This is a genomic window from Enterococcus italicus DSM 15952 (assembly GCF_000185365.1).
In the GTDB taxonomy this organism is placed as follows: Bacteria; Bacillota; Bacilli; order Lactobacillales; family Enterococcaceae; genus Enterococcus_G; species Enterococcus_G italicus.
Genome location: NZ_GL622241.1, coordinates 2,148,586 through 2,165,340, shown reverse-complemented (window position 1 = coordinate 2,165,340; position 16,755 = coordinate 2,148,586). Strand labels below are relative to the sequence as shown.

Here is a 16,755-nt window from a genome sequence, read left to right as displayed (position 1 = left end):
AGTGAAAAACATCACAATAAACTCTTTACAACTACTGGTATCTGTTGTACACTCTATTTGTGAATATATTAACAATGTTTAAGAGGATTAGGAGGAACGAATTATGGCAAAAACAAAAGTAGAAAAGACAACAGGAGCGATTGATGTATCAGTAATGATTGATAAATTAGCTGCACAAGGTAATGAAGCACTAAAAGCAATGGCTGATTTTGATCAAGAAAAAGTTGACCACATTGTGCATGAAATGGCAATGGCTGCCTTAGATAAACACATGTATTTAGCAAAATTAGCAGTCGATGAAACTGGCCGCGGCATTTATGAAGACAAAGCAATCAAAAACATGTATGCATCAGAGTATATTTGGCATTCTATTAAGCATGACAAAACAGTCGGCGTTATCAATGAAGACAAACAAAAAGGTCTTATCGAAATTGCAGAGCCAGTCGGGGTCGTTTGTGGGGTAACACCAACGACTAACCCAACATCTACTACGATTTTTAAAGCGATGATTGCTTTAAAGACTCGTAATCCTATCGTCTTTGCTTTTCATCCAAGCGCTCAAAAATGTTCCGCTGAAGCAGCGCGAATCGTGCGCGATGCAGCGATTGCAGCAGGTGCGCCAGAGCATTGTGTACAATGGATTGAATACCCATCGATTGAAGCAACGCAAGGCTTGATGAATCATCCAGGCATCGCCATTGTATTAGCGACTGGTGGATCGGGCATGGTGAAATCAGCGTATTCAACAGGAAAACCGGCATTAGGTGTTGGACCAGGAAATGTACCATCATACATCGAAAAAACAGCAAAATTAAAACGAGCAGTCAATGATTTGATTGTATCGAAAACATTTGACAATGGAATGATTTGTGCATCTGAACAAGCAGTGATTGTCGACAAAGAAGTCTATGCCGCAGTCAAAGCAGAGTTCCAAGCACATCAAGTCTATTTTGTGAAAAAAGAAGAGTTACAAAAATTAGAAGATGCAGTAATGAACGAAGGAAAATACGCAGTCAATCCCGCAATCGTTGGCCATTCAGCTGAAGAGATTGCGAGCTTAGCTGGTATTGACGTACCAAAAGGAACAAAATTATTGATTGCTGAATTAGCAGGTGTTGGTCCTGATTATCCATTGTCTCGTGAAAAATTATCACCAGTGCTAGCGATGATCAAAGCTAATTCAACTGAGCAAGGCTTTGAACTATGCGAAGGGATGCTAGAGCTTGGTGGACTCGGACATACAGCTGTTATTCATACAGAAAATGAAGAGCTACAAGTCAAATTTGGCTTACGAATGAAAGCTTGTCGTATATTAGTCAATACACCATCTGCTGAAGGCGGAATCGGAAATATCTACAATGAAATGATTCCATCATTGACGCTAGGATGTGGATCATATGGTAAGAATTCAGTTTCTCGGAATGTGTCTGCAGTAAACTTAATTAATGTCAAAACAGTAGCGAAACGGAGAAATAATATGCAATGGTTCAAATTACCTTCAAAAATTTATTTTGAAAAAAATTCATTGTTGTATTTAGAAAAAATGGAAAATGTTGAACGCGTGATGATTGTCTGTGACCCTGGTATGGTGCAATTTGGCTATGCAGACACGGTTCGTGAAGTATTGGCTCGTCGTTCAAACAATGTAAAAATTGAAGTGTTCTCAGATGTTGAACCAAACCCATCAACCAATACAGTCTATGCTGGAACAAAAATGATGGTCGACTTTAAACCAGATACTGTAATCGCTCTTGGTGGTGGCTCTGCGATGGATGCAGCAAAAGGCATGTGGATGTTTTACGAACACCCAGATACATCATTCTTCGGAGCAAAACAAAAATTCTTAGATATCCGTAAACGAACATACAAAATTGACAAACCTGAAACAACACAATTTGTCTGCATTCCTACAACATCAGGAACTGGTTCTGAAGTAACACCATTTGCAGTAATTACAGATAGTGAAACACACGTGAAATACCCATTAGCTGACTACGCATTAACACCAGACGTTGCAATCGTTGACCCGCAATTTGTCTTGTCAGTGCCAGCGTCAGTGACAGCAGATACAGGTATGGATGTCTTGACGCACGCGATTGAATCATACGTTTCAGTAATGGCGTCAGACTATACCCGTGGCTTAAGCTCACAGGCAATCCGACTTGTCTTTGATTATTTAGAAAAATCAACACATACAGCCGATATGGAAGCTCGCGAAAAAATGCATAACGCATCAACGATGGCTGGGATGGCCTTTGCCAATGCCTTCTTAGGAATTTCTCACTCGATTGCGCACAAAATTGGTGGAGAATATGGTATTCCTCATGGTCGTACCAATGCAATCTTATTGCCACACGTTATTCGTTACAATGCAAAAGACCCACAAAAACATGCGATGTTCCCTAAATATGATTACTTCCGTGCGGATACTGATTATGCGGACATTGCACGCTTCTTAGGTCTAAAAGGAAAAACGACTGAAGAGTTAGTAGAAGCTTTGGCTAAAGCAGTCTATGATTTGGGTGTCAATGTCGGTATTGATATGAACTTAAAGGCTCAAGGTGTGACACAAGAAATTTTGGATAACACAGTTGACCGTATGGCGGAATTAGCGTATGAAGATCAATGTACAACAGCAAATCCAAAAGAACCACTTATTTCTGAGTTGAAACAAATTATCTTAGACGCATACGAAGGCTAATGATTGTAATCCGAACACTGCAAAAGCAAGCGAGAGAGCGAGCTTTTGCAGTGTTTTTTTCAAATAGACCTCCTGATTGAATTGGGTTATGATAAAAATATTGACAGAGAGGAGCATTAGAATGACAGAAGAATCACCAGTTTTCGTTAGCTTAGCTTTGAATCAACGGCTGAAACAACTGCAAGAAAGCTATAGTCAAAACCCACACTTGATGAAGCAAGAGCAACTACAACGGTTTGTATTTGAATTGAGAGATTACACGGAAGCGGTCGAGATACTAGCAGATGACTCATCTGGGAAATTTACCGATATTCCTGTAGATAAAGATACAGTCGCCTTATTACTAGCACAGCAGCATTCCTTGCGACTTGTAGTGCAACAAGGGCAATCGTTGGAGACAGGGGAGGGTCGTCGTCTTGAAGCTAGTCTAAAAGGCCTGATTGAATTGAATCACCTACTACTACAAGACGCAAAACAATTTGAAGCAGCAGTCGCTAATGAAGTGGCCATCAAAGAAGAACCTAGACAACCAAAAGCGAGCTTTTTTAAACGACTATTTGGGAAAAGTGAATAGATGAAGCTGTGACAAAATTAGCTACAAACAAAAAGCCAGAAAAACTAAAAGGTGTCGAAACAACTTTTAGCTTTTCTGGTTTTCTTGCTTGTAGTTGAATGAGTGTGTCTTAGCATTTTTTGTTTACTTTTTCTTGGTGGCGTCCACTTTCGCTACACGTTTTGGTAATTTCACTTGGAAACAAACCCCTTTTGGTTGCACATCTTTGACGATGATTGTCCCTTTGTGTTCGGTGATGATTTGTTTGGCAATTGCTAGACCTAAGCCGTAGCCGCCAGTTTCTTTCGAACGGGAACGATCTTCACGATAAAACCGATCAAAAATATGTTCTTTGTCATGATCTGAAATCGACGGTCCGGTATTTTGAACTTCGATTTGCCATTCCTTATTTATCGTACTAATAAGCTTGACCGTATCACCGCTATTGGTATACTTCAATGCATTATCTAACAAAATCACGATTACTTGGTGCATCTTTTTCTCATCAAATGTCCAAGTAACATTGGGGGCGACCGTCGATTCATAGACAAATGTTTTTTGATCGAGTTCGGCCATTTCTTGGAAAGGCTTCATGAGATTTGTCAGGAAAGTTTGGACTGCAATCGCTTTGTTGTGCAAGGTTTGTTGATTGGAGTCGTTACGAGCGATGACGAGTAAATCATTGGTCAGTCCTGTCAGGCGTCTTGTTTCCGTCAGTGCTTGCGCGATACTTTCGGATTCTTCGATAATCGTACGGTTCGGCTTTGTAAATAAATGTTGCAAGCTATTTTGAATAATTGTTAAAGGTGTGCGTAATTCATGAGAAGCATTTTCTACGAATTCTTGCTGTTGTTTCCAAGAAGCTAAGATGGGCTTCATGGAGAGACTAGAGAGATAGTAACTCACACCAATCGAAAGGAACCAAAAGAGAACCATGCACAAAATTAAAATCACTTGAAAATTAGCTAACGCTGAACGAATTTGATTGGTGTTGGCCAAAATTTGGACATAGGCAACTTCACTATCTTCGTCACTTGTATTCTTTAAAGTAACTGAATGAAAGACAGAAGTGTTATCCGAAGCAGTATCTTGTAGCTCAATCGTGTCGATAGCATCTAGTGATTTGGTATTCAAAGATAGATTTTGAAATTGGGTAAAGCGGCCGACTAATGTGTCGGTATTTAAAATTTCACCGTCTTGGGACCAGAGAATGACTTGGGTATTGAAATTATTACTCATGCCACCACGAAAAGGGGTGGATGATTTACTCATGGTATTTTTGTAAGACGGATCTTGTTGCTCGTAGCGTTCTATCTCTAGTTTCACGATCGGGGAACTGATACTCGTGGAATTTAAGACATCATCTGTTTCGCGATAAGCGGAAAGATGAAAGACGTTTAGAACGATCAATCCAAGAGCAAAGAAAATCAAGGCGAACGCTAGCACATTCATCAAGAAAAAACGAATCCGATGTTTCTTTGACAACTCTTTATTCATTTGCATCTGCTCCGGCTAACATATAACCAACATTTCTTAAAGTTTGTAGGTCTTTATCAATTCCCGTTGTCCGTAAGTGCTTACGCAGATTACTCATGTAGACTTCAACCACGGTCAATGTCGTAGCAGAATCAAATCCCCATATACGGTCGAAGATTTGTTCTTTCGTTAAAATGACGCGTTGATTTTGAATGAAGTAGACTAACAGTTCAAATTCTTTCCCTTGGATCGGTAAGACTTCGCCATTATACGTCACTTCTTTGGTATTTAACGAACAGGTCAAGTCTCGATAGACCAATGAATTTTCATCAAATAATCCTAATGAGCGTTTGAGTAATGATTTTACACGCATGGGTAATTCTTCGCGGTAAAATGGTTTTGTTAAATAATCATCGGCGCCTTTTTCAAAACCGGTAATCTTATCCTCTAGGGCATCCTTTGCGGTTAAGATTAAGTTAGGGGTTTGAATATTTTGCTTCCGCGCTTGTGCAAGTACTTCATAGCCATTCATTTCAGGCAACATTAAATCTAAAATAACTAAATCATAAATATTGGTTTCTAATTCAAATAACCCTTCACTCCCCGTATAGACTTGGGTAACTTCACCAAGAGGTTCAATAATTTCTAAAATATTTTCAGACAATACAGCATCATCTTCTACTACCGATAATTTAATCAATTCTTTCACCTCTCCCATATACTATCGGTTGTAGCATGTCCAACTAAAGATAACCTTAAAAAAAGAATCTGGGCTGCTTTTTATAAAAAAATGGGAGTGTGACAACAGTCTGTCACAAGCTCTTAAATATGAATCCACCGCTTTTACAACAACCTCGCTCATAGCATTTTTTCGTAATAAACTAGTTTTCTCTCTTAATCTTTCTGCTTGGTTTTTTTAAATTTTAATGAAATGTATTCGAACATAATTTGCTCCTCCTACTTTTTCAGATAATATAACTAAATAAGGTAATTGGTAATACTGAGATAGCGTTTTCTATATGGGTAGTGTAAGATTAAATCAGAGAAGCATCAATAGCAAGAGTATTAGTGGATGTGAACATAGGAGAAAAATCATGCAAATTTTGTTTAGAGAACTTATTGAAAAAGATGAATTATTTTTAAATGATGTATTAGAAAAATCTTTTAACTTTGATAGTGAAGTGGCTTTTGGAAAATCCATAAGATTAGGTCCTCCAGGATATGATAATGGCACCTTAAGTAAAAAAATTATAAATAGTGATTCTTTTACTACATTGATAATAATTGCCGATCAGGAAGAATGTGGTGTGTTAGTTTATACAATAGGTACTCCTAATATCGTAAATTATTTTTGTTTAGATCCAGTATTTATTGGTAAGGGAATTGGTAGTTTAGCTTGGAGGAAGTTAGAACAGGAGAAGAAGGGAATATGGCAATTAGAAACGCCAGCTTTCTCACTAAGAAATCATTTCTTTTACGAAAAAAATGGCTTTAAGAAAATTGGGGAGAAAACGTATGAATCAAATGCAGTTTCTTTTATTTATAGAAAAATCATTAAGGATGTATAAAAAAGTTACATCTGTAAAAGGGCTGAGATTTATCAAAAATGGGGAGTGTGATAAGAGTCTATCACACTCCCTTAAACATATATAAATAGTGTTCAAAAGCAATTCTCTCAGCAATAAGTTAAAAATTTGAGAAGTAATTTTTAACTTATTGTTCGGAGCCAACTACTTTTGTCAAAAACTTTTCTTTAAATCCAGTCAATTAGTTCGAAAACTGTAGCTATCGGGTGCGATTCTACGCGCATCGCACCACTCACGAACTGAGCCGGTAAAATATAGTGGCACAGTTCGTGTTTGCGCGGTGGTTTTACTACCAGTCATGGCATAGAGCGTCGTTAACTCTGATTGCCATTGTTGGACGAGTAGGATTGTTTCGTCGAGACCTTTCGTTAACAAATGAGTCAAAATAGTTCCTGAAATGCCGACTGCATTGGCACCTAATGCTAATGCTTTGAAGATATCGTATGCCTGGCGGATGCCACCAGAAGCGATGAATTCATATGGGTAAGGGACTTCATTAGCTTCTAGTAGCGATTGAACCGTCGAAAGACCGTATGAATCTAAATAGCCAAACTCTCTATTTTTTCGGCGAGCATTTTCGATTTGGGTGAAGCTAGTGCCCCCTTGGCCGGAGACATCGATGCTGGTGATACCACAGTCGATAAGCTGTTGGATGGTTTCACGGGTCATACCAAACCCAACTTCTTTCACAATCACGGGGATGGAAAGGGTGCTAGCAATCTTAGCGATATCTTCTAACCAATAGCGAAAATCACGATCTCCTTCTGGCATGACAAGTTCTTGAGGTGCATTCACATGGATTTGCAAGGCATTGGCCTCAAGTAAATCGATGGCTCGCTGTGCTTGCTCTAGCGAACTCCCCGCACCAACATTGGCAAGAATCATGCCTGTGGGGTTGGTTTTTCTTACGATTGTGAAGCTATCTTGGACAGACGGATCCTTCAAGGCAATCGAGACCGATCCTGTTGCCATCGCCAAGGATGTTTCACGAGCAAGCGTGGCTAATTGCTCATTGATTTGCTTGGTCTTTTCACTGCCACCGGTCATCGCATTAATAAAGAAGGGGGTCTTCAATGGCAAACTAGCCATTTCCGAGGTGATCGAAATGTCATCTACAGCCACTTGCGGAAAGGAACGATGGATAAGATGAACATGATCAAAGTCGGATGGACGATCTTTATGAAAGGCTTTGGCTAGTGAAACATGTTCGTCTTTGCGATTCATTTTTTTCCTCCTCGATAATGATAGACGTGCAGTGGTAAAGGAATGATGTCTGCTTTTTCCCAGGCACTCATCAAAGGTAAGATACCGGTTCGTTGGTCAGCAATCACGATGCCACAATCCCCGCCACCAGCTCCGGATGACTTCGCTGCACCCCCGCAAGAGATAGCTAACTGACACAGCTTTTCAAGCGAAGGCGTTTCGATGATGACCCCAGTAATCTGAGATAGATTGGCTAGTAGTTCACGATTTTTTAAAATCATGCGTTTGATTGTCGGAACATCTTCTTCCATAAAAGCATCGATCAGAGTTTGCACACAGTCTTTGCTTTCATCTAAAAATTGTTGGTACAGTTTTTGCTTTTCTCCGCGCGATTGCGAGACTTGGTCGACCAAATCAGATGTCGAAGCAGGACTACCTGTCCAGCCAATGACTAGTCGTAAATTTTTCGGTGTTGGTAATGGTTGAATCGTGAGCATGGGCCAAGGTTCAGCTAAGAGATGTCCGATTGGCCATTTTTCTTGCTTATCTAAGACCCATTTATGATCAAATGTCGAAAAAGCAATCCAACCACCATATGAGCTAGCGGCGATGTCGCCACAAGAGCCATTTCCTTGCACGGCCAAGTGAGCCAGCGCTGAAATCTTGAAGACCGTCAGCTGATCCATCTCCAAATCATAAAACAAATTCAAGGCCTTAACGGTCGCCACAGTCACCGCACCACTTGATCCAAGACCGTATTTACGTCCATTGGAATTGTCTAATTCACTCGTCACTTTTAAGTCATAAAAGGCAAGTAAGCGACCTTTTTCAGCCGCATATTTTTCTGTTAAGCGAATCGCTTCTAAAATATAGTGAAAGGGATTTTCCCGATGATCCAATACCAGTTCACCATTGCGACGCGTCCATCGAATGGGTAGATCGCTGTACTGTTGGGAGTGAATGGTGCCACTTTTTGTCGCAGCTTCGATTTTTACGGTGATAAATTGATCCACAGCGACGATGACAGCTGGGTAACCAGGCTCGACAACGGCGTATTCACCTGCAATGTATAGTTTTCCGGGTACAGAAACTTCAATCATTTTGTCACGTCCATTTCTAAAAGTTCGATTCCTGGGCCAGCGTATGCGACAACCATTTGCTGGTCGGAAAAAGTAGAAGACAATACTTCAAAAATTGCAGCAATATCTTTTTTCTGGCAAAGGACTTTGACATTCGGGCCAGCATCCATTGTAAAGTAGCAAAACAAGCCTGCTTGACGAATCGAGCGCACTAGATTCATCGCACGCAAACTATCTGGTGACCAGTACGTAAATGGAGGGACGGCAGCCAGTGTCGTTGCGTGCATTTTTAAGGCATTGGCTTCCATGACAGTCCCTAATTTTTGAAAATCATGATGCTGGATAGCCTCTTTTGCGATGTGTAGGTCTGCCTGAGCTTCTTTGACCCACTGTGGGTAAAATGCTGAAGTCTCGACTGTTCGCTGCATGCCTTCGCGGCTAGAGACGTCTTTAGGCTGATCGTTAATCAAGAGAAAAATCATCGCTAGCTCTTGTTCCCATCCTTGGGCATCAATCGGTAGGGCGTAGGAGGTCTCATCTGAGTCACCACGATCCCATTCTACAAAGCCACCAAAAATACTCCGGCAGGCAGAGCCAGAGCCGCGTCGTGCTAGCTTGGACAGTTCTTTAGGTGCAAGATTAAGACCCAGTGCTTGATTGCAAGCACCGGCTAAGGCAGCAAGCCCGCTAGCCGAAGAAGCCAGTCCAGCAGCTGTCGGAACATGATTGTGGCTACGAACGACAGCAAAAAACGGGCAGTTGGCCCGTTCACGGACTAAATTCAAAAAAGTAGTGACTTTTTTTGTCGCTTGTTCAGACTGCTTCACACCATCAAGGTAAAAACAATCCTTCGTGGCTTCTTCAGTAAATAGCACCTCGGTCTCGGTGTAAAATCCGTCTAATGTAAGTGACAAACTATTGTTTTTCGGTAGAATCAGCGCTTGATTTTCTTTCCCCCAGTATTTAATTAAAGCAATATTTGTATAGGCACGTGCCTTTCCCTTAAACATATTGATAAACTCCCAATCCTTGTAACCAAGTATCTTTTACCCCAGCTACTTTTAATTTTTGGCCAATCCGTTCAGCGTCTTCTTTGCTTTTTGTCAGGACAATAAAGCAACCCCCACGACCGCCACCAGTTAACTTGGCACCTAATGCTCCTTCTGAGAGAGCAAGACGAATGTATTCATTTAACGTTGTATTGCTGACATGTAATGAAGCAAGACGTAAGTGGGCTTCAGTCATCAATAAACCTAATTCTTCCGGTCGATTGCCCATGATGGCTTTTTGTGCCCGTTTGGTTAAGCGCCCGATTTGTTGCAAATGATTGCTAGTAAATGCTTGATCGACTTCATGTAATTGGGCGACAGACTTCACCGCTGCCCGAGTCTGGCCCTTAATTCCTGTATCTGCAACTAAAAGATACGCATCTAAATGCAAAGGAAAGGACGTAATTTCTTTATTTTTACGGAAAAAAATAGGGTGGCTACCACTCGTCGCAGCAGCGTCGATACCACTTGGATTTCCGTGAGCAATTTGTTCGGAGTAATTGACATAAAAAAGTAGCTGCTCCTCTGTCAAATCGCGCTCTTGCCAATCAAAGAAGGCGCGCGTAATCGCGACAGCAACAGCAGCACTAGATCCCATGCCTCGTTCTGCCGGGATAGTGCTATCAATTTGTAGCTGAAAGTCAGGAGTAACTAGTTCCTTTTGTAAGCGGGTAGTCAATGCACGCACATTGGCTAATGCTTCTGGTATATTGGAAAGACTGCCAGAATGATAGCTAGAGGTCAATTCATTCCCTGATACTGATTCAGATACGCTGGCTCTTATTTTGGTGCCAGTGAATGGAAAGGCAATTGCTGGCTCGCCGTAGACCACTGCATGTTCTCCCATCAGAATAATTTTCCCTGTTGCTTCACCTATACCCACGTCTCTCATAATTCTCCTCTTTCAATTTTGTCATATCGAGTAAACCTAGGCTTTATTCTACTAGATTCTGACTGATACGTTAAGCTCTCCGCCTCTTTTTCTTAAAAAAAATTCCTTTTCTTAAGAAAGAATTTTAATTTTTTGTCTCTTTCTGTCATTGCTTCCCGTTTTTACATGCGTTATAGTGGATAGGTTGAAAAAAGTAGAAGAGAAGATGGAGGGATACAATGATTGTATTAGCAGGGACAATTGGTGCTGGCAAATCCAGTTTGACAGCCATGTTGTCACATCACTTAGGTAGTGTAGCTTTTTATGAATCAGTAGAGGACAATGAAGTATTGCCTTTGTTTTATGCCGAGCCACAAAAATATGCATTCTTATTGCAAATTTATTTCTTGAATAAGCGATTTGATAGCATCAAACGTGCGCTTTCACATCCTGATAATGTCTTGGATCGATCCATTTATGAAGATTCACTGTTGTTTCATTTGAACGCTGATCTCGGTCGTGCCACGAAGACTGAAGTAAAGGTGTACGATGAATTATTGGCCAATATGCTAGAAGAGCTGCCTGACGTTTCGCAAAAGAAACATCCGGATTTATTGGTCCATATTCGTATTTCATTCGATACAATGTTGGAGCGGATTGCCAAAAGAGGACGACCTTATGAACAAATCGCCCACGACCCTAGTCTGTATGACTACTATCAAGAGCTAAATAAGCGATACGATCAATGGTATGATGCCTATGATGCTAGTCCTAAAATGCAAATCGACGGCGATGCCTTGGACTTTGTCGAAGATACGCAAGCAGCGCAAACCGTGCTGAAAACGATCGAGCAGACGTTAAAACAAATCAGAGCGTAATGAACGGAGCCAGACTATTTTTGGCGTATCTGAATACTATAAAAAATCAGAAAATCCAAAAAGTTTGAAAAACAACTTCTGGATTTTTTTAAAACAAAATGCTTTGCAAATGAATTTTTTTGCAGTATAGTTGACTAATCAATTGTTGATTAGTCATATAAAGGAGGTGCCACGATGGATTTAAGAGCAGTCAGTAAATTGTTGTATCAATTAAAGCTTGCCACACAAGAGACGACGACTAAGTTTGAGCGGGAGACTGGATTTAGTATCACGCGCTATGAGTTGTTGTTGTTTTTACAAGAACAAGGTGAATGCACGCAGACTGTTTTGCAAAATGAATTGCAGATTGATAGTGCAGCCGTCACTAGGCATCTGAAATTGCTCGAAGAAAAAGGATACGTCGTTCGCAAACGCAACTCAGAAAATAACCGCGAAGTATTCGTAAAGCCCACGTCAAAAGCGCTCACTGATTTAACGACGTGTCAAAACGAGCATGAACAGACCCAAGCAAACTTGTTGCCCTTAGATGATCAAGAGGGGGCCGCTTTATTAGAACTATTAACAAAATTAGTGAAATGAAAGAGGAAACAAACATGACAAACGAACAAACATTTTCAGATATCGTATTCGGTAGAAAGTCCGTACGTGTCTACGACGAAACATACAAAATCTCACACGAAGAAATGTTAGCGATGATTCAAGAAGCAACGACCGCACCATCTTCAGTAAATATGCAACCATGGCGTTTTGTCGTCGTAGAAAGTGACGAACAAAAAGCCAACTTAAAACCATTGATTCGCTTTAACACGCGTCAAAACGATACCTCATCAGCGATGGTCCTAATTTTTGGAGATATGGCGTGTTATGAGCTTGGGGAAGAAATTTATGATCAAGCAGTTGCAGAAGGAAAAATGCCAGCTGACGTGAGAGATCAACAACTTGCAGCAATTATTCCTTACTACAAAAACTTTACAACCCAACAAATGAACGACGTTGTCAAAATCGATTCAAGCTTAGCTGCGATGCAATTTATGCTAGTGGCTCGCGCACACGGCTACGAAACCAATCCAATCGGTGGCTTTGAAGCAGATCAGTTAGCAGAAGCGATGGGACTAGACAAAGAGCGCTACGTACCAGTCATGATTTTATCTATTGGGAAAGCCAAAGAAGAAGGTTATTCATCTGTACGTTTAGCAGCAGAAAAAATTACCGAATTTAAATAAATAAGGGGAGAGAATGATGAAAGTAATTCAAGCAACTTTTTTTATTAAAGCAGAAAAAAGAGAGGCCTTTTTAGCAGATATCTTGCCACTTGTTGAAGCAGCACGCAAAGAAGCCGGCTGTATTGATTATCAATTGTATGAATCATTTGAAAACAAAAATCAATTTGTCATGATTGAACAATGGAAAAACCAAGCAGCAATCGAGTCTCATAATCAACAGCCTTTGTTGCAACAATTGTTTCAACATATGCCTGATTATGCTGCTCAAAAAACGAGCATTCTCACATTTGATAAGGAGGCGTAAGGATGTCTACGTTAACTTCGATTTTAGTTGTTCTTGTTGCACTTGAATTTTTCTATATCATGTATTTGGAAACAATCGCGACTAGCTCTGATGCGACCAGCAGAGTCTTTAATATGACCAAAGATGAGCTAAATCGCCCATCTGTCCAAACGCTTTTCAAAAATCAAGGGGTATACAATGGCTTGATCGGTGTCGGTTTATTGTACAGCGTCTTTATTTCTGGGGCATCGCTTGAATTGAGTCGTCTATTGTTGGTATACATCATTTTGGTTGCTTTATATGGTAGTTTAACAAGTGACAAAAAAATTATTTTGAAACAAGGTGGATTAGCGATACTTGCGTTGATTACAACATTTTTTTAAGTGAACTAGTCTTACAGTGAATTTGAATTTTTAAACAACGATCTTATTCCGAGTTTCTATCGGCGTGAGGCCGTTGTTTTTTTACTGAAAATAATTGAGCAACTGTTGTTAAACTAACAGATATGTAAGGTAGCTAGTTTTCATGATCTTGGCGTAGAAAGACGCACACTCCCATGATAAGATAAATAAAATGGCTTACATTTTATTAAATTTAAAAGAGGTGGAGTATGAAGAAAAAGTGGCTAATTTGGGGTTCAGTTTTAATCGTATTGCTTGGAGGAGCAGGAATTTGGTATGGAATAAAATATGGAGGATCTTCTGATTCAAAAGCAAATGCACCTTCAAAAGAAGAGTTGGAGATTACTTATTTTGATGTTCCAGAAATGGATCAAGTGTATATTAATGGAAAAGTCCAACCAGAACAATCGCAAGCATATATATTGGGGGAAGAGAAAAAAAGTGTTCCAACTCTAAAGGTTCAAAATGGACAAGTAGTAGATGCTGGGACGGTCTTATATGAAGTTGAGGATCTAGCAGTGACAAGTGAGGTTGAAAATCAAACGAATGCGTTGACCCGGCAAGCGAATCGCAAAGTTGCGCTCTATGGCAAGTGGAACCGAGCCATTGAGCAATGGAAAAAAACATCTGAAGAGGAACGAACTACAACAAAAGAAGAATTGGATAACCAATACCAAACAGAACTAGATACGATTCTAGAAGAAGAACAATATATTAATGAAACACTTGCTGATTTAAATGAAAAGCAAATTATTCAAACAACGGCTGATTTTAAAGGAAAGGTAGCTATTCCAGAAGTAAAAGAAGCGAATACACCAATCATGCGATTGATATCCGAGACATTGTATGTTGCCGGTACAGTGAACGAAAAAGATTTGGAAAAAATTCAAGTGAATCAAAAAGCCAATTTAACGATTGTTTCAAATGGCACAACACTGTCCGGTCATATTCAATATATTGATGCCAATCCGCCAGAACAAAATAGTGAGGCTAGTGGAGATGGAGGTCAAGCCACCAATTTATCTAGTTACAAAGTGAAATTAAGTATTGACGAACCTGAAAAAGTGAAAAATGGGTACCATATTCAAGCAGCTATCAATGTGGGAGAGGAAACACCTATTTTTATTCCGACGGCAGCTATTCATCAAGAAGGAGAAACTAGTTATGTCCTTGTCAATGACTTTGGTTCAGTGATTCGTAAAGCCATTGTCCTAGCCGAAGAAGAGGGTGAGACAACGCACATTGTTTCAGGATTAGAAGCAGGCGATCGCATCATTGTCTCGTCTAAAACGGAAGTAAAAGAAGGGGATGTCATTGATACAACATCCACTGATATAGAATAGGGGGAGAAAGCGATGGAAAATAAGCAAACTCCTCTTATCGAAATGACTGGTATGAACAAGTATTTTACGATGGGCAAAGAACAATTGCATGTGCTAAAAGAGTTAGATTTAACTATTTATCAAGGTGAATTCATTATGATTATGGGTAAGTCAGGCAGTGGTAAAACAACATTGATGAATATCATTGGCTTCCTTGATCGAGCGAATAGTGGGACCTATTGTTTTCAAGGGAAAAATGTTTCTACATTAAATGAAAATACCAAATCTAGTTATCGCAATCGGCATTTGGGGTTTATTTTTCAACAATTTTTCTTGATTCAATCTTTAAATATTCGTCAAAATATTGAGTTGCCTTGTGTGTACGAAGGAAAGAAAAACCGCAAAGAGCAACGAAAATTATCAGAATCACTTCTTGAAGTAGTCGGACTTGCAAGCAAAAAAACAGCAAAAGTGACGGAATTATCAGGAGGACAGCAACAAAGAGTAGCGATTGCACGAGCATTGGTGAATGATCCGGTGTTAATTATGGCAGATGAACCAACTGGGGCCTTAGATACGGAAACAAGTCGCGATATTATGGAATTACTAACGGACCTGAATCAAAAAGGAAAAACAATTGTCATGGTGACGCATGACGAAGATTTAAAAAAATACGCAACGCGCGTCATTCATATGAAAGACGGTCGCTTCGAAACAGAGGAGGTTATCTCTCATGATTCGAAATCTTATGATAACAACCTTGCTTAGCATTCGAGCACATAAATTACGTGTGTTCTTGACGATGATTGGTATTATCATTGGTATCGCTTCAGTAGTTGCCATTTCCACTTTGGGAGAAGGAATGAAAAAACAAGTCGTGGATGCCACCAATAAGAGCTTGTCAGCCAATGAATTAAAATTAAAGTATATTCCTAGTGACCAATCGGAAGAAGAATACACATTTAATGATGGAACAGAATTTTCTTTTAGCAAAGTTGATATGAAACGTGTTCGTGATATTGAAGGAGTTGAGACCATCTATCCACTCTATGATAGTGGCATGGGAAGTGGTGTCATCGACGGGGTGCTAGATTATTTTGGGTTACAAGCCTACCTGAATATTGCACCTAACCCTGGTGCAAATGAGGTTGTTTATGGTCGAGATTTTCGTTCCTCAGATAGTGGAAAAGATGTTATTTTGCTCAGAAAAGATATTGTTGAACAACAATTAGGTGATACGATAACTGCTGAAGAATTGGTTAACCAAGCGGTATCGATAGGCGGTAGAATGTTCAAGGTTATCGGTATTCTCCCAGCGTTTGACTATGAAAATGCAACGATGACAACTGACTGGAATCTAGCACAGAGTAACTTTGTACCCAAAGATGCGTACAATGAGCTGACCCAGTCAAAACCAATCACTATGATCGTTTTCAAACTAAAAGAAGGCACTAATCGGCAACAAGTGATTGATCAAGCAACTACCATTTTAATGGAGGCGCATGAAGAAATTCAAGGTGCCTTTGGCGAAGACAATCAAGAAAAGAAAAACATGGAACAAATTCAAGCATCAATCGGAAGTATGACAATGTTTTTGATGGCTATTACAGCCATATCTCTCTTAGTAGGTGGGATTGGTGTAATGAATATTATGTACGTATCTGTCACCGAACGAAAACGAGAAATAGGGATTCGAAGAGCCATTGGTGCCAAACCAAGAATGATTCTATGGCAATTTTTACTTGAATCGGCGTTTATCACGTTATTAGGTGGCTTTCTTGGAGTAGCATTAGGATATGGTTTATCGGTGATTATTGGTGGCTATATTGATATAACCCCCGTCATGACAGTACCAATATTTGCTATTTCAACAGGAGTTTCAACACTGACTGGACTTATCTTTGGCATTATCCCTGCATTTAGTGCAGCGAGAATGGATCCAATTAAAGCAATTTATCAATAAGTACAGTCATCTATAATTTGGTGAATGGCAAATTGTTGAGCAAGTTGCAAAACCGATAATTAATAGTCTACGTCTTTTTTGATACAAAATAAGACGTAGACTATTTAAAGAATGATGGCAAGAAAATGAATTTTTTTCGGCCGTTTCTTGAAGAATGAACAAAAATT

At 39.8% G+C, this 16,755-nt stretch carries 17 protein-coding genes; 11 read left to right on the top strand and 6 right to left on the bottom strand.

Annotated elements, in window-relative coordinates; translation table 11 throughout:
* The first annotated feature begins 103 nt into the window (after window positions 1-103).
* Both adhE and HMPREF9088_RS09975 read left to right on the top strand, forming a co-directional pair.
* Window positions 104-2,701, top strand: a complete 2,598-nt coding sequence (adhE, locus tag HMPREF9088_RS09980; RefSeq protein ID WP_007209130.1) for a bifunctional acetaldehyde-CoA/alcohol dehydrogenase — start codon at window positions 104-106, stop codon at window positions 2,699-2,701.
* 121 nt (window positions 2,702-2,822) lie between these two features.
* The gene (locus tag HMPREF9088_RS09975; protein ID WP_040366990.1) at window positions 2,823-3,275 is read left to right on the top strand and encodes a hypothetical protein; all 453 of its coding nucleotides are present in this window, start codon (window positions 2,823-2,825) and stop codon (window positions 3,273-3,275) included.
* A gap of 123 nt (window positions 3,276-3,398) precedes the next feature.
* Here HMPREF9088_RS09975 and HMPREF9088_RS09970 read toward each other — a convergent pair whose 3' ends face one another.
* Both HMPREF9088_RS09970 and HMPREF9088_RS09965 read right to left on the bottom strand, forming a co-directional pair.
* On the bottom strand, window positions 3,399-4,751 hold the full coding sequence (locus HMPREF9088_RS09970; RefSeq protein WP_040366989.1) for a sensor histidine kinase: 1,353 nt from the start codon (window positions 4,749-4,751) through the stop codon (window positions 3,399-3,401).
* On the bottom strand, window positions 4,744-5,430 hold the full coding sequence (locus tag HMPREF9088_RS09965) for a response regulator transcription factor (RefSeq protein WP_040366988.1): 687 nt from the start codon (window positions 5,428-5,430) through the stop codon (window positions 4,744-4,746). The genes HMPREF9088_RS09970 and HMPREF9088_RS09965 overlap by 8 nt, the downstream gene beginning before the upstream one ends.
* A gap of 394 nt (window positions 5,431-5,824) precedes the next feature.
* Between HMPREF9088_RS09965 and HMPREF9088_RS09960 the strand changes: the two genes are divergently transcribed.
* A complete protein-coding gene (locus tag HMPREF9088_RS09960) occupies window positions 5,825-6,298 on the top strand; it encodes a GNAT family N-acetyltransferase (protein ID WP_040366987.1) in 474 nt (157 codons plus the stop codon).
* A gap of 195 nt (window positions 6,299-6,493) precedes the next feature.
* On the opposite strand, the gene fni is transcribed toward HMPREF9088_RS09960, so the two are convergent.
* Genes fni through mvk form a run of 4 tightly spaced genes read right to left on the bottom strand, consistent with a single transcriptional unit; the run spans window position 6,494 to window position 10,539 of the window.
* Window positions 6,494-7,540 (bottom strand): type 2 isopentenyl-diphosphate Delta-isomerase, encoded by a 1,047-nt coding sequence (gene fni / locus HMPREF9088_RS09955; RefSeq protein WP_007209125.1) that lies wholly within the window; start codon window positions 7,538-7,540, stop codon window positions 6,494-6,496.
* Window positions 7,537-8,619 (bottom strand): phosphomevalonate kinase, encoded by a 1,083-nt coding sequence (locus HMPREF9088_RS09950; RefSeq protein ID WP_007209124.1) that lies wholly within the window; start codon window positions 8,617-8,619, stop codon window positions 7,537-7,539. The genes fni and HMPREF9088_RS09950 overlap by 4 nt, the downstream gene beginning before the upstream one ends.
* Entirely contained in the window at window positions 8,616-9,608 is a 993-nt protein-coding gene (gene mvaD, locus HMPREF9088_RS09945; protein WP_007209123.1) for a diphosphomevalonate decarboxylase, read from the bottom strand. Before mvaD ends, HMPREF9088_RS09950 begins: the two co-directional genes overlap by 4 nt.
* Entirely contained in the window at window positions 9,601-10,539 is a 939-nt protein-coding gene (mvk, locus tag HMPREF9088_RS09940; protein WP_007209122.1) for a mevalonate kinase, read from the bottom strand. Before mvk ends, mvaD begins: the two co-directional genes overlap by 8 nt.
* Before the next feature lie 218 nt (window positions 10,540-10,757).
* Here mvk and HMPREF9088_RS09935 point away from each other — a divergent pair, with 218 nt between their 5' ends.
* The 8 genes from HMPREF9088_RS09935 to HMPREF9088_RS09900 all read left to right on the top strand — a co-directional run bounded on the left by HMPREF9088_RS09935 (window position 10,758) and on the right by HMPREF9088_RS09900 (window position 16,588).
* Window positions 10,758-11,396 carry a deoxynucleoside kinase gene (locus HMPREF9088_RS09935; RefSeq protein ID WP_007209121.1) on the top strand — a complete coding sequence of 213 codons (639 nt, stop codon included), beginning with the start codon at window positions 10,758-10,760 and terminating at the stop codon, window positions 11,394-11,396.
* Between the two features lie 174 nt (window positions 11,397-11,570).
* The gene (locus HMPREF9088_RS09930) at window positions 11,571-11,975 is read left to right on the top strand and encodes a MarR family winged helix-turn-helix transcriptional regulator (protein ID WP_007209120.1); all 405 of its coding nucleotides are present in this window, start codon (window positions 11,571-11,573) and stop codon (window positions 11,973-11,975) included.
* Between the two features lie 14 nt (window positions 11,976-11,989).
* Entirely contained in the window at window positions 11,990-12,619 is a 630-nt protein-coding gene (locus tag HMPREF9088_RS09925) for a nitroreductase family protein (RefSeq protein ID WP_040367435.1), read from the top strand.
* 16 nt (window positions 12,620-12,635) lie between these two features.
* Window positions 12,636-12,923 carry a putative quinol monooxygenase gene (locus HMPREF9088_RS09920; RefSeq protein WP_040366985.1) on the top strand — a complete coding sequence of 96 codons (288 nt, stop codon included), beginning with the start codon at window positions 12,636-12,638 and terminating at the stop codon, window positions 12,921-12,923.
* Window positions 12,924-12,925: 2 nt separating this feature from the next.
* Complete coding sequence (locus HMPREF9088_RS09915; RefSeq protein ID WP_007209117.1) at window positions 12,926-13,285, top strand: DUF1304 domain-containing protein; 360 nt, start codon at window positions 12,926-12,928, stop codon at window positions 13,283-13,285.
* Between the two features lie 227 nt (window positions 13,286-13,512).
* On the top strand, window positions 13,513-14,646 hold the full coding sequence (locus HMPREF9088_RS09910) for an efflux RND transporter periplasmic adaptor subunit (RefSeq protein ID WP_007209116.1): 1,134 nt from the start codon (window positions 13,513-13,515) through the stop codon (window positions 14,644-14,646).
* A gap of 12 nt (window positions 14,647-14,658) precedes the next feature.
* A complete protein-coding gene (locus tag HMPREF9088_RS09905; protein WP_007209115.1) occupies window positions 14,659-15,393 on the top strand; it encodes an ABC transporter ATP-binding protein in 735 nt (244 codons plus the stop codon).
* Window positions 15,359-16,588: an ABC transporter permease gene (locus HMPREF9088_RS09900; protein ID WP_007209114.1), complete on the top strand. Its 1,230-nt coding sequence runs from the start codon at window positions 15,359-15,361 to the stop codon at window positions 16,586-16,588. Before HMPREF9088_RS09905 ends, HMPREF9088_RS09900 begins: the two co-directional genes overlap by 35 nt.
* Window positions 16,589-16,755: the final 167 nt, after the last annotated feature.